General features: G+C 61.5%; 20 protein-coding genes and 2 pseudogenes. 5 read left to right on the plus strand and 17 right to left on the minus strand.

Annotation, left to right across the window (positions count from 1 at the left end):
- Positions 1-11 precede the first annotated feature (11 nt).
- The 6 genes from CSE6_RS15320 to CSE6_RS15345 form a co-directional block, all read right to left on the minus strand.
- Entirely contained in the window at positions 12-644 is a 633-nt protein-coding gene (locus tag CSE6_RS15320; protein WP_059440897.1) for a DUF938 domain-containing protein, read from the minus strand.
- Between the two features lie 79 nt (positions 645-723).
- On the minus strand, positions 724-1,308 hold the full coding sequence (locus CSE6_RS15325) for a hypothetical protein (RefSeq protein WP_059440898.1): 585 nt from the start codon (positions 1,306-1,308) through the stop codon (positions 724-726).
- A gap of 208 nt (positions 1,309-1,516) precedes the next feature.
- Positions 1,517-2,236, minus strand: a complete 720-nt coding sequence (locus tag CSE6_RS15330; RefSeq protein WP_059440912.1) for a hypothetical protein — start codon at positions 2,234-2,236, stop codon at positions 1,517-1,519.
- Between the two features lie 300 nt (positions 2,237-2,536).
- Positions 2,537-3,037, minus strand: a complete 501-nt coding sequence (locus tag CSE6_RS15335) for a GNAT family N-acetyltransferase (RefSeq protein WP_034360451.1) — start codon at positions 3,035-3,037, stop codon at positions 2,537-2,539.
- A 135-nt stretch (positions 3,038-3,172) separates the two neighbouring features.
- Positions 3,173-4,726, minus strand: coding sequence for a fumarate hydratase (locus CSE6_RS15340; RefSeq protein ID WP_003061052.1), 1,554 nt, complete (start codon positions 4,724-4,726; stop codon positions 3,173-3,175).
- Between the two features lie 135 nt (positions 4,727-4,861).
- Positions 4,862-7,048 carry a bifunctional diguanylate cyclase/phosphodiesterase gene (locus tag CSE6_RS15345; protein ID WP_238585715.1) on the minus strand — a complete coding sequence of 729 codons (2,187 nt, stop codon included), beginning with the start codon at positions 7,046-7,048 and terminating at the stop codon, positions 4,862-4,864.
- 245 nt (positions 7,049-7,293) lie between these two features.
- On the opposite strand from CSE6_RS15345, the gene fumC reads away from it, so the two are divergent.
- From fumC to CSE6_RS15360, 3 genes and pseudogenes are all read left to right on the plus strand, one after another.
- Positions 7,294-8,685, plus strand: a complete 1,392-nt coding sequence (gene fumC, locus CSE6_RS15350; RefSeq protein WP_034360456.1) for a class II fumarate hydratase — start codon at positions 7,294-7,296, stop codon at positions 8,683-8,685.
- Positions 8,686-8,775: 90 nt separating this feature from the next.
- Positions 8,776-9,006, plus strand: a pseudogene (locus tag CSE6_RS15355) (SulP family inorganic anion transporter); the annotation flags it as partial.
- Positions 8,993-9,172: a hypothetical protein gene (locus CSE6_RS15360; protein ID WP_059440900.1), complete on the plus strand. Its 180-nt coding sequence runs from the start codon at positions 8,993-8,995 to the stop codon at positions 9,170-9,172. The pseudogene CSE6_RS15355 and the gene CSE6_RS15360, both read left to right, overlap by 14 nt.
- Here CSE6_RS15360 and CSE6_RS15365 read toward each other — a convergent pair.
- The 3 genes from CSE6_RS15365 to CSE6_RS15375 are packed head-to-tail and all read right to left on the minus strand — an operon-like array spanning position 9,127 to position 11,490.
- Positions 9,127-9,705: an SMI1/KNR4 family protein gene (locus tag CSE6_RS15365; RefSeq protein ID WP_034407389.1), complete on the minus strand. Its 579-nt coding sequence runs from the start codon at positions 9,703-9,705 to the stop codon at positions 9,127-9,129. The two genes, CSE6_RS15360 and CSE6_RS15365, sit on opposite strands and share 46 nt — an antisense overlap.
- Before the next feature lie 53 nt (positions 9,706-9,758).
- Positions 9,759-10,955: a multidrug effflux MFS transporter gene (locus tag CSE6_RS15370; RefSeq protein ID WP_059440901.1), complete on the minus strand. Its 1,197-nt coding sequence runs from the start codon at positions 10,953-10,955 to the stop codon at positions 9,759-9,761.
- Between the two features lie 52 nt (positions 10,956-11,007).
- Complete coding sequence (locus CSE6_RS15375) at positions 11,008-11,490, minus strand: MarR family winged helix-turn-helix transcriptional regulator (RefSeq protein ID WP_034378540.1); 483 nt, start codon at positions 11,488-11,490, stop codon at positions 11,008-11,010.
- A 339-nt stretch (positions 11,491-11,829) separates the two neighbouring features.
- Here CSE6_RS15375 and CSE6_RS15380 point away from each other — a divergent pair.
- A pseudogene (locus tag CSE6_RS15380) lies at positions 11,830-13,859 on the plus strand (PQQ-dependent dehydrogenase, methanol/ethanol family).
- Positions 13,860-13,933: 74 nt separating this feature from the next.
- On the opposite strand, the gene CSE6_RS15385 reads toward CSE6_RS15380, so the two are convergent.
- Positions 13,934-14,632: a DUF3334 family protein gene (locus CSE6_RS15385; RefSeq protein ID WP_034360471.1), complete on the minus strand. Its 699-nt coding sequence runs from the start codon at positions 14,630-14,632 to the stop codon at positions 13,934-13,936.
- 124 nt (positions 14,633-14,756) lie between these two features.
- Between CSE6_RS15385 and CSE6_RS15390 the strand changes: the two genes are divergently transcribed.
- On the plus strand, positions 14,757-15,269 hold the full coding sequence (locus tag CSE6_RS15390; protein WP_059440902.1) for a hypothetical protein: 513 nt from the start codon (positions 14,757-14,759) through the stop codon (positions 15,267-15,269).
- A 76-nt stretch (positions 15,270-15,345) separates the two neighbouring features.
- Here CSE6_RS15390 and proX (CSE6_RS15395) read toward each other — a convergent pair whose 3' ends face one another.
- From proX (CSE6_RS15395) to CSE6_RS15425, 7 genes are all read right to left on the minus strand, one after another.
- Positions 15,346-16,392 (minus strand): glycine betaine/L-proline ABC transporter substrate-binding protein ProX, encoded by a 1,047-nt coding sequence (gene proX / locus CSE6_RS15395; RefSeq protein ID WP_080747114.1) that lies wholly within the window; start codon positions 16,390-16,392, stop codon positions 15,346-15,348.
- Positions 16,393-16,499: 107 nt separating this feature from the next.
- Positions 16,500-17,570 (minus strand): glycine betaine/L-proline ABC transporter substrate-binding protein ProX, encoded by a 1,071-nt coding sequence (proX, locus tag CSE6_RS15400; protein ID WP_059440903.1) that lies wholly within the window; start codon positions 17,568-17,570, stop codon positions 16,500-16,502.
- Positions 17,571-17,744: 174 nt separating this feature from the next.
- The gene (gene proX, locus CSE6_RS15405; RefSeq protein ID WP_059440904.1) at positions 17,745-18,800 is read right to left on the minus strand and encodes a glycine betaine/L-proline ABC transporter substrate-binding protein ProX; all 1,056 of its coding nucleotides are present in this window, start codon (positions 18,798-18,800) and stop codon (positions 17,745-17,747) included.
- A gap of 20 nt (positions 18,801-18,820) precedes the next feature.
- Positions 18,821-20,065 carry a glycine betaine/L-proline ABC transporter permease ProW gene (gene proW, locus CSE6_RS15410; protein ID WP_012837572.1) on the minus strand — a complete coding sequence of 415 codons (1,245 nt, stop codon included), beginning with the start codon at positions 20,063-20,065 and terminating at the stop codon, positions 18,821-18,823.
- Between the two features lie 15 nt (positions 20,066-20,080).
- Positions 20,081-21,376 (minus strand): glycine betaine/L-proline ABC transporter ATP-binding protein ProV, encoded by a 1,296-nt coding sequence (gene proV / locus CSE6_RS15415; RefSeq protein ID WP_139032104.1) that lies wholly within the window; start codon positions 21,374-21,376, stop codon positions 20,081-20,083.
- Positions 21,377-21,864: 488 nt separating this feature from the next.
- Positions 21,865-22,056: a hypothetical protein gene (locus CSE6_RS15420; RefSeq protein WP_152668585.1), complete on the minus strand. Its 192-nt coding sequence runs from the start codon at positions 22,054-22,056 to the stop codon at positions 21,865-21,867.
- A gap of 39 nt (positions 22,057-22,095) precedes the next feature.
- Positions 22,096-22,734: a YqhA family protein gene (locus CSE6_RS15425; RefSeq protein ID WP_034393946.1), complete on the minus strand. Its 639-nt coding sequence runs from the start codon at positions 22,732-22,734 to the stop codon at positions 22,096-22,098.
- Positions 22,735-22,960 lie beyond the last annotated feature (226 nt).

Below are 22,960 nucleotides of genomic sequence, written 5' to 3' on the forward strand. Positions count from 1 at the left end.
GATGTAAGAGTTCAGCGTTTGCGAAAGACCAGCGTGCGGTTATTGGCCGGCATGGCCTGATCGAGTTCAAGCTGCAGGCCGTGCTGACCGGCCAGGGCCACGATGGCTTCAAAATCGCGCAGGCCGCTGCGCGCATCACGCTGGCGCAGCCAGGCGTCGAAGGCGCGGTTGCTGTCGCTGGTGAAGTGGCCGCCGTAGTTGAACGGGCCATAGATGGCAAACACGCCGCCTTCGGGCAAGTGCGAGCCCACCAGATCAAACATGCGCTGCACCAGCGGCCAGGCCACGATATGGCAGGTGTTGCTGGTAAAGACGGCATCAAAGCCTGATGGATCCGTGGTTGCGGGCCAGGCATCGGCTGCCAGGTCGAACTCTAGCGGAGCACGCAGATTGGGTGCTCCATGGGCGGCGTGCCAGGCCTGGATGCCTGCATGACTGTCGGCCAGGTCGCTGGTCTGCCAGACCAGCTGCGGCAGGCGCGGTGCGAAGTACACGCTGTGCTGCCCGGTGCCGGAGCCTATTTCCAGCACATGCCGGCTGTGCTGAAAAGCGGACTTCAGCACTTCGAGAATAGCGGCCTGATTGTTTTCGCAGGCCTGGGAATAAGGCAGTTGCAGGGCTGTCGATGGAAGGTTTGGGGTCATAAGGGTCTTGGCGGGCAGACACGGGAAATCGTGCAGGCATCTTCTCCCGAAATGCCAAGTCCGAGCACTGCGACAGCCTTCACGGTTTTAAGCGCAGCCTGATCTCGGGTCGTACGTTCAGGCTGCCGATTTTCCAGCTGTACGCGCCCAGGCCCAGCGTGGGCGTGGAGCTGGCGTTTTGCGAGAGTACCTCGGCATTGCCGGGCAGGCTGACCTTCAGGCTGCCGTTCATGGTGATGCCCAGTTGCGCGAAGTCTCTCTTTTCCTTGTCCTTGAGCGGTTTGGCGGCAATCGTCATCACGCCGTTTCTGTCGGTCTGCACGGTGAACATGTCCAGCAGTTGCAGGCCTTCACCGGGCTTTCGCTGGCCGGCAATCTCCAGCGCATAGCGAGCATTGCCTTTGTAGACGGCTTTCCTGACCTCGGGTTCGCGGCTCAGCTGCTGTGCTTGCGCCGCCAGCTCCTGGTGATCTTTCTCGCTCAGCACACCTTGTTTTCTGAGCTTCATTACGGCCAGGGCATTCACCACCGTGCCGTCAAAGCGGTAGCTGTAGCCGCCATCGGCCTGCACTTCCACGCTGGCGGAGAAGCGCTCAGGTACCAGGCAGGCGGTCAGCAAGGCGACGAGGGCGGTGGTCGTCAACAGCGCAAAAATCTTGTGCATGAGGACTCCTTTTGAGTGGCATTGCAGTGGCCCAGGGTGCAGAGGTCTGAGTCATCGTAGAGCAAACAGGGCATGCGCCAATAGGGGCTGCCATCAAGATTGCGTGGAGTCTTGCCGGAAGATTATTCAAAAAGAGTAGCCGCAAGCGATTTCTACATAAGGGATATAGAACCTTTGACTTTGATTTCGGCGGGCCGGAAGCGATCGTTCACTTGGATTTTGATTCGGCTTTGAGCTGGCTGATGGCTTCCTGATAGCCCTGTAGATACTTGGTGCGCGTCTGCTCGGCCAGGCTAGGCCACTGCGCGGCTGGCAGGCTCAGCGATTCCATCGTCAGCCTGGCGGCCAGTTGCGGGTCCCGGGAGGCCTGCACCGCCTGCATCCCGTGCAGATTGATCCAGTGCGGGTCGTAGGCGTGGGGTGTGCGGCGATCCCAGTCCACAACCTTGGCGATCAACTCCTGAGCCTTGTCCAGATCCTGAAACAGATGGCGGTTGATGGGGGCTCCATAGCTCTGATTCATCACATCGACCGCTTGTCTGGCAGTGACGTCGGCGCAGCGATTGGCGTCGAAGCGGGCACGCAGCTGGCCGGCGTAGAACCAGAAGGCAGCCTCGTCCCGCAGACCTGCCTTGAACAGTGTTTGCGACAGCACATAGAACACGGGCGGTTGAAAGCGCTCGGGCGCGGCGCGTATGCGCTCGAGCACGGCTTGCTGCTGCTGAGGCGTACCCTGCGACAGCAAGCGAAGCGCCTCCTGCCCCAGTCTGGTGTCGATCTGCGCATAGACTCCCTGGGGGACCAATACCTGAGTCGCAGGGGGGGGCAGCGGTTTGGGCGCAGCCGATGGCTGCTGAGTCTGTGCGGAAGCAAAGCCCGAGAGCGCCACCAGCGCACCGGTCACCATCTTTGCTGCGACATGGCTCATGCTGAACTCCTTGTGCTTGCGATGCAAATCATTCTGGACGGCGTCAGACAAATACCCACTCTGTCGCATATCTTAATTAGCATGCTTGGTATCTGTGTCTCGTATTTACCAAGAAGCCCTGATTTCGACGAAGACTAGGCATCGCGTTGCCGTGAACCCCGAAAGCTTTGCTTGCTGATGGCGGCTGTGTACCCCATGTCGGCTTGGCCAGCACATCGGCTTTGTCATCGGTGCTGCGCCGATGGCCGAGTGTGGATGCCGCCTCGCCGCCGAGCCGACAGACTTTCAAAACCGGCAGGCTCAGTCCCGGGCGTTGAATGCCCTGTGATAACTCACTTCGCCTTGCGGCGGCAGGCCTTCGAAAGACAGTGCTTGAAAGTACTCGGCAGGCACTCCGGGCAGCACCAGGCCCGGCACCGTCCGGAAACCAAAGCGTCGGTAGTAGTCCGGATCGCCAAGCAGCACGCATCCCCGCGCAGACTGCGCTTGCAGAGCGCTGATGGCTGCCTGCATGAGTGCACTGCCAATACCCTGTCGCTGTCTTTGGGGAATGACGGAGATGGGGCCCAGGCCGAACCAGTGCTGGCTGCCGTCGCTGATGGTGACGGGAGAGATGGCGACATGCCCGACGATTTGCTCGTCAATCTCTGCGACCAGGGACAGGGCAAGCGCCCCGGCTGCGCGCAACTCACGCACGATGAATTGCTCGGTGTGATCGGTATGCGGTGCGTCCTTGAAGGCCTGGATCGTCACTTGCTCGATGGCCTTGGCATCGGTGGGGAGTTCTGCTCGGATATGCATGCGTTGGATTGGGGTTTCGAAAAATATCGGGAAAAGGCCAATTCGGCCCATCAGCCTATTTCAACTGCTTTCTTTAAGCTTCGGGACGAAAAAACCGCCCGAAGGCGGTTCTTTATGGCGGGGCCTGCTGGGTGATTACACACCGGCCACTTCAATGCCCTTGAATTCCCCGGTCGCGATCTTTTCCTTCCAGATCGCGGGGCCGGTGATGTGGGCGCTGGTGCCGCCGGCATCCACGGCCACGGTGACAGGCATGTCTACCACGTCGAATTCATAGATGGCTTCCATGCCCAGGTCTTCGAAGCCAACGACCTTGGCTTGCTTGATGGCCTTGGAGACCAGGTAGGCGGCGCCGCCCACGGCCATCAGATAGGCACTCTTGTGCTTCTTGATGGCCTCGATGGCGACGGGGCCGCGCTCGGACTTGCCGATCATCGAGATCAGACCGGTCTGCGACAGCATCATGTCGGTGAACTTGTCCATGCGGGTGGCCGTGGTGGGGCCTGCAGGGCCGACCACTTCGTCGCGCACGGGGTCCACGGGGCCTACGTAGTAGATCACGCGGTTGGTGAAGTCCACAGGCAGTTTCTCGCCCTTGGCCAGCATGTCCTGGATGCGCTTGTGGGCAGCGTCGCGGCCGGTCAGCATCTTGCCGTTGAGCAGCAGTGTGTCGCCGGGTTTCCAGCTGGCCACTTCTTCCTTGGTCAGATTGTTCAAATCGACCTTCTTGGACTTGTTGTAGTCGGGGTGCCAGTCGATCTTGGGCCAGGTGTCCAGCGAGGGGGCATCCAGGTGCACGGGGCCTGATCCATCCATCACGAAGTGGGCGTGGCGCGTGGCGGCGCAGTTGGGAATCATGGCCACGGGCTTGGAGGCCGCGTGCGTGGGGTACATGTTGATCTTGACGTCCAGCACCGTGGTCAGGCCGCCCAGGCCTTGGGCACCGATGCCCAGGGCGTTGATCTTTTCGAACAGTTCCAGGCGCAGCTTTTCCACGTCGTCGAGCTCTGCACCGCTGGCAGCTTTTTGCTGCAGCTCGTACATGTTGAGGTCTTCCATCAGGCTTTCCTTGGCCAGCAGGACGGCCTTTTCAGCCGTGCCGCCGATGCCAATGCCCAGCATGCCGGGCGGGCACCAGCCTGCGCCCATGGTGGGGACGGTCTTCAGAACCCAGTCCACGATGTTGTCGCTGGGGTTCATCATGATCATCTTGGACTTGTTCTCGGAGCCGCCGCCCTTGGCGGCCACGGTCACGTCCACCTTGTCGCCGGGCACGATCTGCACATTGATCACGGCGGGGGTGTTGTCCTTGGTGTTCTTGCGCTTGAACTGGGGATCGGCCACGACGGAGGCGCGCAGCGTGTTGTCGGGGTGGTTGTAGCCACGGCGTACGCCTTCATTGATGGCGTCTTCCAACCCCATGGTGAAGCCTTCCCACTTAACGTCCATGCCCACTTTCAGGAACACGTTGACGATGCCGGTGTCCTGGCAGATGGGGCGCTGGCCGGTGGCCGCCATCTTGGAGTTGGTCAGGATCTGTGCCATCGCATCCTTGGCCGCAGGGCTTTGCTCGCGTTCATAGGCGCGGGCCAGATGCTGGATGAAATCCGGCGTATGGTAGTAACTGATGTACTGGAGGGCACCTGCGATCGAATCGATCAGGTCCTGCTGGCGGATGGAGGTGGTCATCGTGAAGCTTCTCGGGGGTTGCAATCTGTACGCGTGGGGCGCGCACGGTAAACCCATCGATTATCGGTCCAGACGACAATTCTTGCAGCCATAACCCACCAGTCTTATATATGACTGGTGGGTGCTGTGCGGCGTTTAGCCGGTCAGTGCGCCGAGGATGGAGGCCGAGAAATCGGCCTGACCACCTCGGCGATCGCCTCTTGCCCAGGCCAGCAGGCTGTCCGCCGACATGGGGCGCGCGTAGAAGTAGCCCTGAAGCTCATCGCATTGCATGTCGATCAGGATGTCCCGCTGACCCGCAGTTTCCACCCCCTCGGCCACCACGCGCAGGCCCAGGGCATGGGCCAGGCGCACGACGGCATGGACCACGGCGCGGGCATCTTCCTCGGTTTCCAGGTCGCGGATGAAGCTGCGGTCGATCTTCAACTGCTGCGCGGGCAACTGACGCAGGTAGTTGAGGCTGGAGTAGCCGGTGCCAAAGTCGTCGATAGAGAGAAAGATGCCGATGTCGCGCAATTCCTCGATTGCGCGCTGCGTGGCCTGGGTGTCTTCCATGGCCACGGATTCGGTGATCTCGCAGAGCAGCTGGCTGGCCTGTACGTCGTGGCGCAGCAGCGTCTGGGTGATGCGATCTGCCAGGCCGCTTTCGCGCAGCTGGTGCACGGAAAGATTGATCGCCACCCGCATCTGCAGTCCCATATCGCGCCACAGGGCCAACTGGCGGCAGGCTTCTTCGATCACCCAGTTGCCCAGGCTGTTGATGATGCCGAAGCGCTCGGCCAGAGGGATGAAGGTATCGGGCGCTATCATGCCGCGCTCCGGGTGAGCCCAGCGCAGCAACGCCTCGACCCCGATGATGTTGCCGCGCTCGCTGTCGATCTTGGGCTGGTAATGCAGCTCCATCTGACCGCGCTGAATGGCGTGGCGCAGGTCGTTTTGCAGCTCCAGCTGCTCGGAGGCGTCGCTGCCCATATGCGGCTCGAACACTGCAAAACCGTTGCCGCCATTGCGTTTGGCTGCGTACATGGCGGCGTCGGCATTGGCGATCAGGTGGTCGCGGTCACCATGGTCGGGAAAGGCCACGATGCCGATGGAGCAGGTGATCTGCAGCTCCTTGTTGCCTAGGCGAAAGGGCTGACTAAGCGCCTTGAGAATGCGATTGGCCACCGCCATGCAGGCGGCCACGTCCTGGGTGTCCTCCAGCAGCACCAGGAACTCATCTCCGCCCACGCGGGCCACGGTATCGCTGCTGCGGGCTTCCGCCATGAGGCGTTCGGCCGCGCTGACGAGGATCTGATCGCCTGCGGCGTGGCCAAAGGAGTCGTTGATGGGCTTGAATCCGTCCAGATCCACAAACAAGATTCCCAGCCGTTCCTTGATTCGTGAGCGGTTGGCGCGCTCCAGGCGCAGCAGGGCATGGATGAGACGATCTTCAAACAGCAGGCGGTTGGGCAGATTGGTCAGCGGATCGGCAAAGGCGCGCTGGCGCAGCTCGGTATTGGCCAGTTGCAGCTTGGCATTGGTTTCCTGCAGCGATTGATTGAGCTTGAAGGCCGTGCTCTGCAGGCGCGCATCGAGCAAGGTGCTGAACATCGCCGCAATCAGCAGCATGACCGTGGTGATGATGATGATGGTGGTGAGCTCGGGGCCGCTCAGAGCGTCCGCGCTCAGGCAGACCGAGCCGCTGGCAAAGCTGGCCGCCGACATCCCGGTGTAGTGCATGCCGCAGATGGCAAAGCCCATGACCAGTGCCGCCAATGTCTGGAACAGCCACAGCCGCTTGCCGGAGAGCGAAAAAAGTGCACGAAACAGAGTCAGCGCCGTGGCCGAGGCCAGTACAGCGATCAGAGCGGAGGCCGCCACCAGCGGCCAGTCCCAGGCAATCGGGATGGACATCTCGATGGCAAGCATGCCCAGATAGTGCATGGCGCAGATGCCGCCGCCCATGAGCAGCGAGGCGCCCAGAAAATGAGGCCAGCGGTATTCGGCCCTGGTTGCCATTCCAAAGGCCAATGCCGATGCCGCGACTGCCGCGACCCAGGATGCCAGCGTCAGAGCACCGCTGTAGCCCAGGGTGATGGGCAGCTCAAACGCCTGCATGCCGATGAAGTGCATGGCCCAGACCCCCGTGCCCATCACCATGGCGCCGATGGCCCACCAGATGCGTCCGATTCTGCCCGAGGCCATGCGCATGCGACGGGCCAGACCCAGCGTCACAAAAGAGGCAAATACCGCGATGACGATGGAGACACACACCATCATCGTGCTGTAACTTGATGTCATGACGGTGGTGGCGATGGGGGTGGAAAGATCAGTGAACATTGATGTGGCGGGCCAGCAAGGCCGGTCGGATTCTTTGTCCGACATTGATTTAATGTAACTATGTATTTCTGGCCTTGCCGGCGCAGGGGTGTTGCCTCGATTGTGCTTGCCGCCTGCCGGGCTGAGCTAGCATGAACCGGTTGTGGAAGTGGCCTGCCTGGCGGTGGGTCGACTTCCGTTTGCGGCCAACGGCAGCCAGATTTCTTCAGCCAGCTGCGCCGAGTTGTATTGCAAGGAGCGATTCCATGACAGTCACCCGCCAGGAAAAAGACACTTTTGGCCTGATCGATGTACCCGCCAACAAGCTCTGGGGCGCGCAGACGCAGCGCTCGCTGCAGAATTTTGACATCAGCGGCGAGCAGCAACCGCGTGAAATCATTGCTGCGCTGGCGCAGGTCAAAAAGGCCTCTGCCAGCGTCAACCAGGCGCTGGGTCTGCTGGACGAGAAAAAATCCAGAGCCATCAATGCGGCCGCCGATGAGGTGCTCGCGGGCAAGCATCCCGATGAGTTCCCCCTGGTGGTCTGGCAGACCGGCTCCGGCACCCAGACCAATATGAACGTCAACGAGGTGCTGGCCAACCGGGCCAGCGAGCTGATGGGCGGCGAGCGCGGTGAAGCCCGTCTGGTGCACCCGAATGACGATGTGAACAAAAGCCAGTCCAGCAACGATGTCTATCCCACGGCCATGCATGTGGCTGCGGTGACGGCCATCGAGCACAAGTTGCTGCCCGCCATCGCCAAGTTGCGTGTCACGCTGCTGGCCAAGAGCGAAGCCTTTGCAGATATCGTCAAGATCGGTCGCACGCATTTGCAGGATGCCACGCCGCTGACGCTGGGTCAGGAAATATCCGGCTGGGTTGCCCAGCTGGCCCATGGCGAAGCCCATGTGCGGGCCGCATTGCCGCATCTGTATGAGCTGGCACTGGGGGGGACGGCCGTGGGTACGGGGCTGAATGCACCCAAAGGCTACGCCGAAGGCGTGGCGGCAGAACTGGCCAGACTGACGGGCTCCCCGTTTGTCACCTCGCCCAACAAGTTCGAGTCCCTGGCGAGCTGCGACGGCTTGGTTTATGCACATGGCGCTCTCAAGACGCTGGCTGCAAGCATGATGAAAATCGCCAACGACGTGCGCTGGCTGGCATCCGGGCCGCGCAGCGGCCTGGGCGAAATCTCGATCCCGGAGAACGAGCCGGGTTCGTCCATCATGCCGGGCAAGGTCAATCCCACGCAGTCCGAAGCCGTGACCATGCTTTGCGCCCAGGTGTTCGGCAACGATGTGGCCATCAATTTCGGCGGAGCCTCGGGCAACTTCGAGCTCAATGTGTTCCGCCCCATGGTGGCGCACAACTTCCTGCAAAGCGTGCGCCTGCTGGCCGACGGCATGGTCAGTTTCAACGATCACTGCGCCGTGGGCATAGAGCCAAACCGTGCGCGCATTGACGAACTGGTAGGCCGTTCGCTGATGCTGGTGACAGCGCTCAACACGCATATCGGTTACGACAAGGCAGCCTATATTGCCAAGAAGGCGCACAAGGAGGGTAGCAGCCTGCGTGACGCGGCCATTGCCAGCGGCCATGTGACGGCCGAGCAGTTCGATCGGTGGGTCGTGCCCGAGCAGATGGTCGGCAATCTGTAAGCCGGTTCCGTCCTGAAAAGAGCCCGCCTGCCGGGCTCTTTTCTTTTTGCCCGGCTGGTCAGGTGTGACCAGCAATCTGCACAAGCCTTTATGACTGCGCGCTGGATGCCTGTGGGCGCGGACTGGATTGCGGGCCTGTCTATCGCGGGGCTGCTGCTGCCCGAGGCCGTGGCCGTGGCCTATTCAGGCATTGCCGGTGCGCCGTCCCAGGCCGGGGTGATTGCGCTGTTTGCGGGCTTGCTGGTCTATGGGCTGCTCGGTACCAGCCGCTTTGCGATTGTGTCGTCGACCTCATTCTCAGCGGGCTGTGCTGCTGCGGCTGGCCCGCGTCAAGGACAGTCTGCGCGAGCTGCTGCAGCGCGTGCAGATGCCGGGGCTCAACCCCGACTGCTATTCGGCCTGGAGGGTGGACGCTGCCGTGCAGGCCTTGAACGCCGATTTTCACCAGGTGCCCGGCGGTGCCACGCAGCCTGCGTCTTCGATATAGACATGCTTGCCTTGCTCCAGCTCGTCGGCCAGCAGTGCCAGCCAGGCCGAGAAGCTGGGTGCAAACACGCCCTTGGGGCCTGCCTCGTGATCAAACTCGATGATCTGGCCCGCATGGCCACCAGCCGCTGGCGCAAGGTCCAGCATGGCACCATCGCCGCAGTTGTCGGTCAGGGGAATACGCAGTGCATCCCAGTACACGGGGCGCAGGGGGCCTTGCAGATAGTCAGGGTTGTAGTCCGGGCCAAGCCCCCAGCCTTCGCTCTTTTGCATGTCCGCATACATCTGCCAGACCTCCAGCATGCGCTGTGTGGACAGCAGCTCGCCAAAGTACAACAGATAGGCCTCATTGGCCGCGCCGTTGTGCAGGGCCAGTGACTCACGCACATCGTCCGGCAGGCGTTGACCCAGGGCGGCTTCCAGCTCGGCAATTTCTGCCTCGCTGGCGCCATCGGCCAAGACCAGAGTGTCTTTGGGTGTGTTCTGGGCATACCAGGCGCTGATGCGCTGCCAGCTTTGGGCGATGGATGACATGGTGCTCCTTGAATCTGTTTGCTACTGAATATATAGCTGTTTACGATTTTCCATCAAGCACTAGAGGCCGATTTCATCCTGAGTGCGCTGCGAAAGCCCAGCTGGCCCACGACGCAGGCAATCAGCAGCACGGCAAAGGCCGACAGAGCAGGGCTGCTGCCCAGGCTGGCTCCCAGCGTGCACAGACCGCCCACGGCCATCTGGGAAAAGCCGTAGACGCCGGCGGCCGATCCCGTCAAATCGCTGTGCACGCCCAGAGCCTTGGAGAGTGCGGCAGGGCTGGTCATGCCGGAACCCAAGGTAAACAGCAGCATCAATGTCACGACAGCGGGCACGTTGATCAGCTGCAGCAGCGTCAGGACTACCAGTGCTGCCGCGCAGCCCAGGCTCAGCATATTGCCGCCCAGTATCAGCCGCTCCAGTGGCCAGCGTTTGATGAGCTGGCGTGCCAGCGCATTGCCTGCTGCCATGCCGGCCATCAGCACCCCGAGGTAGATTCCAAGCTGCGCCTTGCTGGTGTGCAACTGCTCGATGAAGATGAACGGCGCTGCAGCAATAAAGGCGTACATGGATGTGGTGGCGCTACCGCCGCCTATGGCGAAGCCCAGAAACTGGGGTGAACCCAGCAAGGTTCGATAGTCATTGCGCACGGTGCGCCAGTTCAGCTTGCCGGTGGGGTGACCGGTCTCAGGAAGCAGGCGCCAGACTCCGATGGCCGTCAGCGCGCCCATGAGCGCCAGCACCGCAAAAATGATGCGCCAGCCGAACAGTGCATCCAGCCCTGAGCCTATGGAGGGGGCGATGCCCGGGCCAATCATCATCATGAGATTGAGCAAGGCCAGACTGCCCACGGCGGTTTCGGGTGTCGCAGTGTCGCGGACAATGGCGCGGCCCAGTGCCAGGCCGGCGCAGCCGCCCAGAGCCTGAATCAGGCGCGCGCCAATCAGCATATTCGCGCTGGGGGCCAGGAAGGCCGCAAGGCTGGCGACGGTGTAGAGACACAGCCCGACCAGCAACAGAGGGCGGCGGCCCAGTGCATCCGACATGGGGCCGTAGATCAGCTGGCCCAGTGCTAGGCCGAGGATGTAGACGGTGATGGTCTGCTGCATCTGTCCGCTGCTGGCGCCGAAGTGGCGAGCTGCATCGGGCAGAGCCGGGATGAACATATGCATGGCCATGGTGCCGGCGATGGTGACCATGACCAGCAGCCAGAGCGGCGCTTTGCGTACAGGGGTGACGGGACTTTGCATACAAGTGAAATCCGGAACTGGCCGTGAGGGTTCTGTTGTGTGTGGCGCTAGTTCAGCGTTCGGGCTGGGAGCCCTCGCTGGCGCTTGCTTCCAGCGCAGCCATCTTTTCCAGCATGGTTTCCAGTGCATCCAGTGCAGCATCCAGCAGATCGGGGGGCAGCTCCTGCATGACTTCGCTGCGGACATCCGCCACGATGGTCTTGACGGTCTCGACCTGCATTAGTCCGGCCGTCGTGAGCTGTATGCGCTTGACGCGCCGATCGGCATCATCGATGCGTTCCACCCAGCCTTGGGCCTGAAGGCCGTCAATCAGGCGCACGATGGAAGAGCTGTCCAGCGCCAGCGCCAGAGCAAGGTCCTTTTGCCGCATGGCACCCGCACTGCGCTCCAGGTGGACCAGGGGCAGCCACAGCGCCTGCGTCAGACCCAGGGGTGCCAGGACCTTGTCCAGCGTGCGACGCCATTGCTTGTTGACCTGCGCCATGACAAACATGAGCTGGCGCTGACGACTGGACAGTGAGGTGGTGCTGGACATTCCGAATGCATTTAAATAGTTGGTATTCAAATTATTGCGCAAACAGTATTTATCTTGTTAACAGGGTTTTAAGCCAGGATGCTGTGACCTGCTGCCGTCGGACATGGCACCTTGTCAGACGTGCGACGCATCGTCCAAACGGAGTGCGGATTTGCCTGTGATGCGAGCTGCTCCTGTTTGCCCAAGAATTTTCCGAAGCTGGCGGGAGAACTGCGGCAGAGCGACCCATCACCACAGGAGACAGACTCTATGCAAAACCCTGCGTGCATCCGCACCCACCACAGGCCAAACCGGCGTTTGGTGAGCCTGGCCGTTGCAGGATTGCTGGGCTGGCTTTCCATGCCGGCGCTGGCTGGGCAGCATGTGGATGACGCTCATATCGAAGCCAATGCCAGGACCGGCAAGGACTGGCCCAGCCATGGGCTGAACTATCAGGAAAATCGCTTCAGCCCGCTCAAGCAGATCCACAGTGGCAATGTGGACCAACTGGGCCTGGCCTGGTCGTACAAGCTCGATTCGTCGCGCGGCGTGGAAGCCACTCCCATCGTGGTGAATGGCGTGATGTATGTTTCCGCCCCCTGGAGCGTGGTGCATGCGGTGGATGCGCGTACGGGCAAGGCGCTGTGGACCTACGACCCACAGGTGCCGCGCGAGATGGCCTACAAAGGCTGCTGCGATGTGGTCAACTGCGGTGTGGCCGTCTACAAGGGCAAGGTGTTTGTGGGTGCTTTCGACGGGCGGCTGATTGCGCTGGACGCTGCCACGGGCCGGCAGGTCTGGTCCACGGACACCATAGGCAACAAGAATTTTTCATACACCATCACGGGTGCTCCGCGCGTGTTCAAGGGCAAGGTCTATATCGGCAATGGCGGCGCCGAATATGGTGCTCGCGGTTATGTGACGGCCTACGACGCCGAGACCGGCAAGCAGGTTTGGCGCTTTTATACCGTGCCAGGCGATCCAGCTCAGGCTTATGAGAGCAAGGCGCTGGAGGAGGCGGCCAAAACCTGGGACCCGGCAGGCAGGTACTGGGAGAGCGGCGGTGGCGGAACGGTCTGGAACTCGCTGGTGTTCGATCCTGAACTCGATCAGATGTATATCGGCGTGGGCAATGGCTCACCCTGGGCGCACCGCAAGCGCAGTCCTGCGGGGGGAGACAACCTCTATCTGGGCTCCATCGTGGCGCTGGACCCGGACACGGGTGCCTACAAATGGCACTACCAGGAAACGCCGGGCGATAACTGGGACTTCACTTCTGCCCAGGATATCGTGCAGGCTGACATCAGAATTGACGGCAAGCTGCGCAAGTATTGCTGCATGCGCCGAAGAACGGCTACTTTTTTGTGATCGACCGTCAGAGCGGAAAATTCATCTCCGCCAGGAACTTTGTGCCCGTGAACTGGGCCAGGGGCTATGACGGCAACGGCCGTCCCATCATGGAGGAGGCCGTGCGCGGCGCCGGCAAGGCCGAGATCATTCCCGGCCCTCTGGGGGCGCATAACTGGCATTCCATGGCCTATAGCCCGCAGACAGGGCTGGCCTATATTCCGGCCCAGCATATTCCCACGGCCATGGCCGACGATCCGAACTGGAGCGGCTTCAACAGCAATACGCCGGGCCAGCTCATGAGCAATACCGGCTGGAATACGGGGCGCGTGATGCTGGAGCCCAGCAGCCCGCCCTTTGGTCGCCTGATCGCCTGGGACCCGGTGCGGCAAAAGGAAGCCTGGCATCGAAAGCATGTCTCGCCCTGGAATGGAGGAACGCTGGCGACGGCCGGTGATCTGGTCTTTCAGGGAACGGCCGATGCGCGGCTGGTGGCCTATCACGCCAGAAGCGGCAAAAAGCTCTGGGCTGCTCCCATGGGCAGCGGTGTGATTGCGGCACCGGTGAGCTATGAACTGGACGGCAGGCAATATGTCTCGATTGCCGTGGGCTGGGGTGGTGCTTTTGGCCTCGGTGACCGCGTGGCCGACTTCAAGAGCCCCGGCACGGTCTATACCTTTGTGCTGGGAGGCAAGGCCCCGATGCCGGAACGGGTGGCCTATCAGATGAATGCCCTGATCGGTGGGCTCAAGTACGACCAGCAACTGGTGCCGGCCGGGGCCGCACTCTACAACAGCAACTGCATTGCCTGTCACGGCTATCCTGGCATCAGCAAGGGCGGAGCCCTGCCCAGCCTGACCTATCTGCCTGTGGCCATGATTGACAATCTGGGCAGCTTCATCATCAACGGCCCGGCCACTTCGCGTGGCATGCCCGATTTTGCGGGCAAGCTCAGCGATGACGATGTGCAAAAGCTACGCGCCTTTATTCTCGCAATGGCAGATGCGGTAAGACCGGGCCTGCCGGCAGAAAAAGGCCGGTAAGCGCCGCCGACGCAAGACCGATCACCTGCAAACGCGAGCTCCCGGGCCGTCGTTGGCACGGCAGGGCTCTTGTCTTAGAGGCCCAGCGACTTGAGCAGGTCGTCTGTATCGCTGGAGGCTACAGCAGTATTGATAGTGGCAGGCGCTTGTCCAGATTGGGCTTCACGGGCCTGGGCCATGACAAGATCAGGGTCCGGTTTTTCCTGGGCCTCGAAGTCCTTGATCTTGATGAACTCCATGTGATCCACCGCCATCTCCAGATAGAAGATGTTGTTGTTGCCTGTGTAGAAGGTCACGCGGCGCGCTTCCGGGGCATCCAGATTGGCATCCACGCTCAGATTGACCTGCTTGTTCAGGCGGATCATCTTGGGCTGGCTTTGCGCGATATGGGTCTGCAGCTCACGCTGCACCTTGCTGGTGAAGTCGCCAACGACCTGGTTCATCAGTTCGCCCATGACGTTGCTCACATCGTCCGAGGTATAGGAACTGGCCAGATCGCTCTCGGCCATGCCCATGGACAGCAGATAGCTGCGGTATAGCTCCATGGCCGCATCGGCCGAGAAGTTGATGATGATGAGCGCAGAAAAGCCGCCATCGATCAGCACAAAGCAGCCGATATCGGGTTTGAGGCTGGTCTTGGTGATGCGTTGCACCATGCCCGAGTACTGAATCGGGCACTGGGTGGCCACCTGCAGCACGCGCGAGACGGAGTTGCACAGGGCAATCAGCACATCTTCGGTGCCGTGGACGATGGGGGCGGTGGGTTGGCTCATGGCTGCATTGGTTCAAGAGATCGCTGATTATGTATGCAACACTTTGTTGCATAGAGATATCTGCAGCAATTGACGGCTGCCGCTGTCTGTTAACGTGCCTGCTTTTGGAAAATCAGAGGTATTCATGCAGAGCAAGCTGTGGCGCCTGGCGGCCAGTGTCATTGTTGTGACGGGTTTGACCGCCTGTTCGAGCTTGTCCGGCATGACGGACAAGGTTTCCCAGACCTGGGACAAGACCTGGACCGGTCTGACGGGCAAGAAGCAGGCCCAGGCCCAGACCGAGGTCAGGCAGGCCGGCCCTGCCGCCGCAGGCCTCAAGCCTAGCGAGGAAAGCGGGCGCTGGCAGGGCCTGTACAGCCTGGACGGCGAGACGGCCCGGTTTCAGGAATGCGAAAGCGGCCAGATCATCGGCGTGCTGCCCGAGGGAGACAGCGTGCTGCTGGAGCAGGCCTATCTGAACACGCGCAGCAGTGCCACCGTCGCCATGCTGGCCGAGATACAGGGCAGGGTGGTGGAGCGAGCCGTGGCTGATCCGGTGCTGGCCCGACAGGGGCGCAAGATGCTGGCGCTGCGGGTGGAGCGCTTTGTCGCCCTGTCCAGCCAGGCGGCCTGCCGCAATGCCAAGGCCAATTGGTAGGCTGTGGCCCGCTGTCGAAATCACTTTTGATGGCTGTCAGCGCTTTGCCATAAAGCGCTGCAGCCGTTTTTAATCCTTATTTTGCAGCGGCGCGCGCCTGCTCCAGCCAGCCGTCAAAAGTCTGCTGATGGGCCTTGATCCAGCCGTCCACATGGCGGCTGACGTCGGCCGAGCTGCTCTCGCCCTGGCGCATGCGCATGTTCTGGGCGTTGATGTCCTCGATAGGCAGCTGCATCACGGCAAACAGCTTGGCAGCGGCCGGATTTTTCTCGGCCCAGGCCTTGTTGGCCAGGATGTACTGCTGATTGAGCTGGAAGCCATAATTCTTGCCATTGGGTAGCTGGGTCTGGTCTTCCCCCCGGGCACCGGGGACATTGGGTACCTCCAGCCAGCTGACCTCCTTGCCCGGGCGCAGCACGGTGTTCACCCAGAACGGGGTCCAGACGTAGTAGAGAATGGGCTTGCCGCTTTTGTAGCGGGTGATAGTGTCGGCAATCAAGGCCTGGTAGTTGCCTTGCCTGTGGGTGATGCTGGACTCCAGATCCAGCCCCTTGAGATGTTTGTTGATGGCCAGCTCGCAGCCCCAGCCCGGGTTGCAGCCCGTCAGATCGGCCCTGCCGTCGCCATCTGTGTCGAACAGCGCCGCCAGCTTGGGGTCCTTGAGCTGCGTGATGCTGGTGATCCGGTACTTCTCGGCCGTGGCCTTGTCGATCAGATAGCCTTGGACCGCATTGCGCGAATAGGTGCCTGCGCGATAGAAGGCTTTGTCTGCGCCATTGCTCTCATAGAAGGCACGGTGCAGCGGCATCCAGTGAGTGGCGGTAAAGGTGGCATCGCCCTGGGCCACGGCCACATGCTGGGTGCCGTTTTCCAGACTCTTGACGGGTTGTACCCGGTAGCCCAGCTTCTCCAGAGCACGCGAAACCAGCAGGGTCTGGAACATTTCCTCATCCACCGTGCCCTTGAGCGGTTGCACCGAGACGCCTTTGCCGGGCAGATCGCCAGAGCTCGTTTGCGCTTGAGCGGCAGCAGCACCAAAGCTCAGCAAGGCGATGGCAGCCAGATAGCGGTATCGGGGCTGCAGGGTTGGGAGAGGGGAATGTGCGGGCGTGTCGCGGTGCATGAATACTCCTTGGATGCTGGGTGCCTACCCCGAAATCGGCATGAAAAAAGCGAGAGGGTTGATGCAAGAAACGGCGCCCGAACTTGGTTCGGTGCGCAGTTGGCGAATCAGGATTTCAGGGCTGCGGCCTTGGCCTGGACAATCCAGGCGTCAAAAGTCTTCTGGTGGCCCTTGATCCAGGCGTCCACATGGCGGTGGATATCGGCGGGCTTGCTTTCCCCTTCGCGCAGCAGCTGGTTCTGGCGGCTGATGTCGCTGATGGGAATCTGCATGATCTCGAACAGCTTGCCGGCAGCCGGGTTCTGTTCGACCCAGAGCTTGTTGGCCACGATGTACTCGTTGTTGAGCGGAAAGCCGTAGTTGCGGCCATTGGGCAGCCGGGTGTCGGTGCCGGCCTGCACGCCGGGCATGGAGGAGCGCGGTACTTGCAGCCACACCACTTCCTGTCCCGGGCGCAGCACATTGCTGAGCCAGTACGGTGTCCACGCGTAGTACAGCACGGGCTTGCCGGCCTTGAAGCGCGCCAGCGTGTCGGCAATCAGGGCCGGATAGTTGCCCTGTGTGTAGCTGACGGTGTTTTCCAGACCGAAAGCCTTGATCTGGTGGGCCACCACGGCCTCGCCGCCCCAGCCGGCGTTGGGGCCGATCAGATTGGCCTTGCCGTCGCCGTCGATATCGAACAGGGCCGCCAGTCCAGGATCCTTGAGCTGGTCGAGATGGGTGATCTTGTGTTCGTCGGCCGTCTTCTTGTCGATCATGTAGCCCTGGGCCGCACCGGCTGCATACACGCCCTTGCGCGAGAGCTTGGCGTCGCCACCGGCCTGCTGATAGAACTCGGCGTGGTGCGGGTTCCAGTGGTTGGCCATGAAACTGGCATCGCCATTGGCCACGGCCACGTGGATCAGCGGGTAGTCCAGCTCTTCCCAGGGCTTGACGGTATAGCCCAGCTGCTGCAGCGCCTTCATCACCAGCAGCGTCTGGAAGTTCTCCTCGGCCAGAGCGCTCTTGACGGGCAGCACGGTGATGCCTTTGCCCGGAAGCGCATCGCCAGGCACATTCTGGCCGGCTGCCCAGCTCGGTGACTGGCCCAGACTCAGCGCTGCGGCGCCGGCCATGCCCAGCAGCAGCTGGCGCCTGGTGCGTCGGTTTGGGGTCTGGGTCTGCACAGACTTGCTCATTGTTCTTGTCTCTCCTTGGCTTGGGTGGGCCTGCGGCCCGATTGAAAATGACACCCCACGCTCCCCACTGCGTGTGGTTCGCTGCCCCTCCAGGAGGGGCGTTTTATCTTGAGGCGGCCCGGTGATAAAAAAACGGCGGCCGCGCAAGCGGTCGCCGTGATTCGGGGATTGTGATCAGGACTTCTTGGCAGCCGCCAGCGCCTGGCTGATCCAGCCGTCGAAAGTCTTCTGATGGGCCTTGATCCAGCCGTCGGTGTGACGCTCGATGTCGGAGGCCTTGTTCTGGCCCTGGCTCATCATGTAGTTCTGGGCGTTGATGTCGCCCACGGGCAGCTTGATGATTTCAAACAGCTTGGCTGCCGCAGGGTTCTGCTCGGCCCAGGCCTTGTTGGCCACAATTTGCTGGTTGTTGGCAATGAAGCCGTAGTTCTTGCCGTTGGCCAGCTTGGTGTCGGTGCCGGACTGTTCGCCGGGTAGCGCGGAGAACGGCACCTCCAGCCACACCACATCCTTGCCGGGCTTGAGCACATTGCTCACCCAGTAGGGCGTCCAGGTGTAGTAGAGGATGGGCTTGCCGGCCTTGTAGCGCGTGATGGTGTCGGCCATCAGCGCCGAATAGGTGCCTTGCTTGTGAGTGACGGTGTCGCGCAGCTTGTAGGCGCCAAGCTGGTGCTCGATCATGGCTTCGCAGCCCCAGCCCGGCGTGCAGCCCGTCAGATCGGCCTTGCCGTCACCGTCGGTGTCGAAGAGCTTGGCAATTTCGGGGCTCTTGAGCTGACCCAGATTCGTGATCTTGTACGCATCGGCCGTCTTCTTGTCGATCAGATAGCCCTGGGCCGCATTGGCCGAGAACACGCCCTTGCGGTAGAGCTTGGCGTCGCCGCCCGCATTCTTGTAGTAGTCGGCGTGCAGCGGGTTCCAGTGATTGGCCATGAAGGTGGCGTCGCCGTTGGCCAGTGCAATATGGGCCGTGGGGTATTCCACTTCCTTCATGGGCTGGACCTCGTAGCCCAGCTTTTCCAGGGCCTTCATGACGAGCTGGGTCTGGAAGGCTTCTTCGGCAATCGAGCTCTTGAGCGGCTGGACCTTGACGCCCTTGCCCGGCAGTTCGTCGGCAGCGAAAGCAGCGGTGCTCACCATGGACAGGGCCATGGAGGCTGCGGCTGTGCTGGCAAGCAGCCAGTGGCCCAGGCCGTGGCGGATGCTGGCAGTGTTGGTGGCTGTACTCATGCGTTCTCCTTGTTCTTGATTCAGATCGTTGCTGGCTTGGTGGCTTCGCTGCCGGGCTTGGGAGCCGGTGCCGAGCGCTTGTTGCCCAGCAGACGCACGGCCAGACCAGCTGGGCCGGTGGCCCACCAGCGGGCACTGCCGCGCTTGGGCTCGCCCATGGCCTGGGTGATGCGGTCCAGCACGATGGCCAGCAGCACGATGCCCAGGCCGCCGACGGTGGCCAGACCCATGTCCAGACGGCCAATGCCGCGCAGCACCATCTGGCCCAGACCGCCGACGGCGATCATGGAAGCGATCACCACCATGGACAGGGACAGCATCAGCGCCTGGTTGATACCGGCCATGATGGAGGGCATGGCCAGCGGCAGCTGGACTTTCCACAGCAACTGGGCGGGCGATGCACCGTAGGCACGGCTGGCCTCGATCAGGTCGGGGCGTACCTGGCGAATGCCCAGATTGGTCAGGCGGATCAGCGGCGGCAGCGCAAACACGATGGTCACGATCACGCCGGGCACATTGCCGATACCGAACAGCATGACCACCGGCACCAGATAGACGAAGGCCGGTGTGGTCTGCATGGCGTCCAGCAGCGGGCGCGTCCAGCGCTGGGCTCGGTCGCTGCTGGCCAGCAAGATGCCGACGGGCAGGCCGATCACGATGCAGAAGAACAGCGAGGTCAGCACCAGGGCCAGCGTGACCATGGCTTCGGACCAGATACCCAGCAGGGCCACAATCAGCAGCGAAACTGCCGAGCCAATGGCCAGCTTGCGGCCTGCAAACTGCCAGGCCAGCAGGGCAATCAGCAGCACCAGCGCGGGCATGGGGATGGTCTGCAGCACATCGGTCACGCCGTTGAGCGTGGCGTCGATGGGGGTGCGAACAGCCTGGAAGAAGGGACGGAAATGATCAACCACCCAGGTGAGGCCGTTGTTGATCGAGTCCTGCACGGGCAGGCCTTCGGTGGTGATCTGGTGCCAGAGCTGGCCTATGCCGCCGTCATGCTCGGGCACATCGGTGGGCGAGGGAGCGCTGAGCCAGTCGGTGCTGCTGGCCTGGCTGGCAGCATCGCCGCTGCTCCAGGCATCGGTGCTTGAGCCGGCATCCGCATCGGCATAGGAGGCAGCCCAGGGATCGGCATCTGCCGCCGAGCTAGTGACATTGGCGCTGGCCGGCTCGGTGGCTGGCGCAGAGGCTGCGGCCCACGGGTCGTCAAAAGCCGTGCTGGTGGTTTCTGTGTTGGGGTTGTTCAGTGCGTTATCGTTCAAATCGGCTCCCTTCTTTTAATGCGCAGCGTGCTGGGCAGCTTGCGTGTTGGGCTTGGGCTGGAAGTGCTGATCCAGCTTGATGGGCGGAATTTCCTTCTGAGGTGGCGGCACCGGCGGGGTGGCACGATCCAGGAACTTGAGCATGGTGGTGCGGCTGATAACGCCCAGGTATTTGCCCTCTTCATCCACCACGGGCAGCGGGTAGGCCGGAGTGGCCACGGTGCCGAACAGTTCGGCCACCGGCGTGCTGCTGGCTATAGGCTGCACATCGGAGATAAAGGCGTGCTTGAGGCCCAGCATCCCCTCGTGGCCGTGCAGCGCATCGCGCAGCGACTGCGACGAGACCACGCCCAGAAAGCGTTTGCGTGCATTGAGCACATAGGCGTAATCGCGGTCGGAGTCCTCCAGCAGGCGAAGCGCGGCGCGGCAACCGCGGTCGCTGTGCTCCGAAATCACGGTCAGCGCCTGGCGAGCGATGTCGGAGGCCTTGAACACGGCTGCCGCATCCACACCCTGAATGAAGGTGCGCACATAGTCGTTGGCCGGGTTGCGCAGAATCTCGTCGGGCGTGCCGACCTGCTGGACCATGCCGTCCTTCATGATGGCGATGCGGTCGCCAATGCGCATGGCTTCGTCCAGATCGTGAGAGATGAAGACGATGGTGCGGCGCTTGATTTCCTGCAGACGCAACAGTTCGGACTGCATTTCTGTGCGGATGATGGGGTCCAGCGCGGAGAAAGCCTCGTCCATCAGCAAAATGGACGGGTCGGAGGCCAGCGCGCGGGCCAGGCCCACGCGCTGCTGCATGCCGCCGGAGAGCTCGTCTGGATAGCAGGCGCCCCAGGCACCCAGGCCTACCTGCTCCAGGGCATCCTGCGCCTGCTGCTGGCGTGTGGCGCGGTCCACGCCGGCCAGCTCCAGACCAAAGGCCGTGTTGTCCAGCACCGTGAGGTGGGGCATGAGGGCAAAGGACTGGAACACCATGGAGATGTCCTTGCGGCGCAGTGCGCGCAGTTCCTTGTCATTGAGCGTATTGATGTCCTGGCCGTCGACCAGGATGCGGCCGCTGGTGGGTTCGATCAGGCGATTGAGCATGCGCACCAGGGTGGACTTGCCCGAGCCCGACAGGCCCATGACCACAAAGATTTCACCGGCCTCGATGGTGAAGTCGGCGTCGAACACGCCGATGGATTGCCCGGTCTGGGCGAGGATCTCCTGCTTGCTCCGGCCCTGTTTCACCAGGTTGAGCGCGGTTTTCGGATCGTTGCCGAAGACCTTGAAGACATGATCGATAGCGATTTGCTTGGCCACTGTGGCGTTCTCCTTTTTGATGAGATGGAACACAGTCCAGCGCCCACAGCCGACAATGCCGGTGGGCGCTGGCGCACAAGCCAAAATAAAAGCCCTGATGCCGCAGCTCAGCCCGGCCTTGTGGACAGGGCTGCGCAATGCAGATGGCGCAGCGATGGCGCCGAGTTTTCAGCCCGGATGGCACAGCCAGGTGTGCGCAAGAGCTGGCAAATTGGAAGAAGCAGCTGGCTGGCAGAGCGGGTACCGACTGGCACGCGTCTGCACGGCTTCTTGTCAGGCCAACCCCGGCAATATCGGCCGGGGAGAGCCCCCTACATCAGGGCCGTGTTTCGGCCCGGTTGACGGGGCTGCGCCAAAGAGCGGCAAGCGCTCATGAATTGACACAACGATCCGCCGGGAAGTGAGTCAACCGCATCTCAACAATGCGGTGACGACCTGCACGGCAGGTTGTAAATGACTTTTTAATATATCGAATTGGGTTTTATGCGTCAAATCAAACTGTAAGCTTTGCTGTCTGCATCCGCCGGAAATCGCGCCATTGAAACATTTGCATACGCAAAAACAGGAGGCGCAAGTGCTTGATAGATAAGGCGTGGCAGCTTATCGAGGGCTTTTTTTTGCCGGTTGTCAGCTTTTGACGCGTTTTGCCGCTGCCACGGGCATGAAAAAAGCCCCTTCATGGTCAACCATGCGGGGCTTTTTGGGGAGGACGTGCTGTCTCAATGATGAGCGCTTTGGGTGAGCTTGTCGGTCAGCGCAATGGCCAGGGCGCTGAGCAGGAAGACCACATGGATGATGGTCTGCCACATCAGCACCTGCACTTCATAGCTGCCGGCGTTGATAAAGCTCTTGAGCAGGTGGATGGAGCTGATGCCGATGATGGACAGCGCCAGCTTGACCTTGAGTACCGAGGCATTCACATGGCTCAGCCACTCGGGCTGGTCGGGGTGGGATTCCAGGCCCATGCGGCTGACAAAGGTTTCGTAGCCACCCACGATGACCATGATCAGCAGGTTGGAGATCATGACCACATCGATCAAGGCCAGTACCACCAGCATGATGATGGTTTCGTTCAGATGGGTGATCTGGACATCGCTTTTGTAGCCAATATTGGTGATCAGGGCATGCAGGGCTTCCTGATTGCCGAAGACCGCCTCCACCAGATGCCAGAGCTCCAGCAGAAAGTGCCAGACATAGACACCTTGGGCGGCAATCAGACCCAGGTACAGCGGCAGCTGCAGCCAGCGGCTGGCAAAGATCAGCGAGGGCAGTGGGCGCAATGCGCCAGAGGGCTGGAAGCCGCCATGCGGCGTGTGGTGGGTGGAATTGCCTGCTTCGTCGGAAGGGATGCGGCTCATGATGTGTGCTCGGGGCGGACTGGATGCGATGGGTGGGCAACGGGATGCCGCCACCTTGTAAGACTGGTTTTGCTGGGGCCGCGTCCCGGACTGCCTGCGCCTTCGAGAGCAGGCCGTAATGTGGGCCCAGGCCTCTGCAGCAGCAGGTGCGCGATTCTAAGGGTTTGTTCCAGGGTATTTTGAAAAAAGTGCAAGCAAATCAACACCAAGCAGGCACTTTCTGCTG

The organism is Comamonas sp. E6 (assembly GCF_001010305.1).
In the GTDB taxonomy this organism is placed as follows: Bacteria; Pseudomonadota; Gammaproteobacteria; order Burkholderiales; family Burkholderiaceae_C; genus Comamonas; species Comamonas thiooxydans.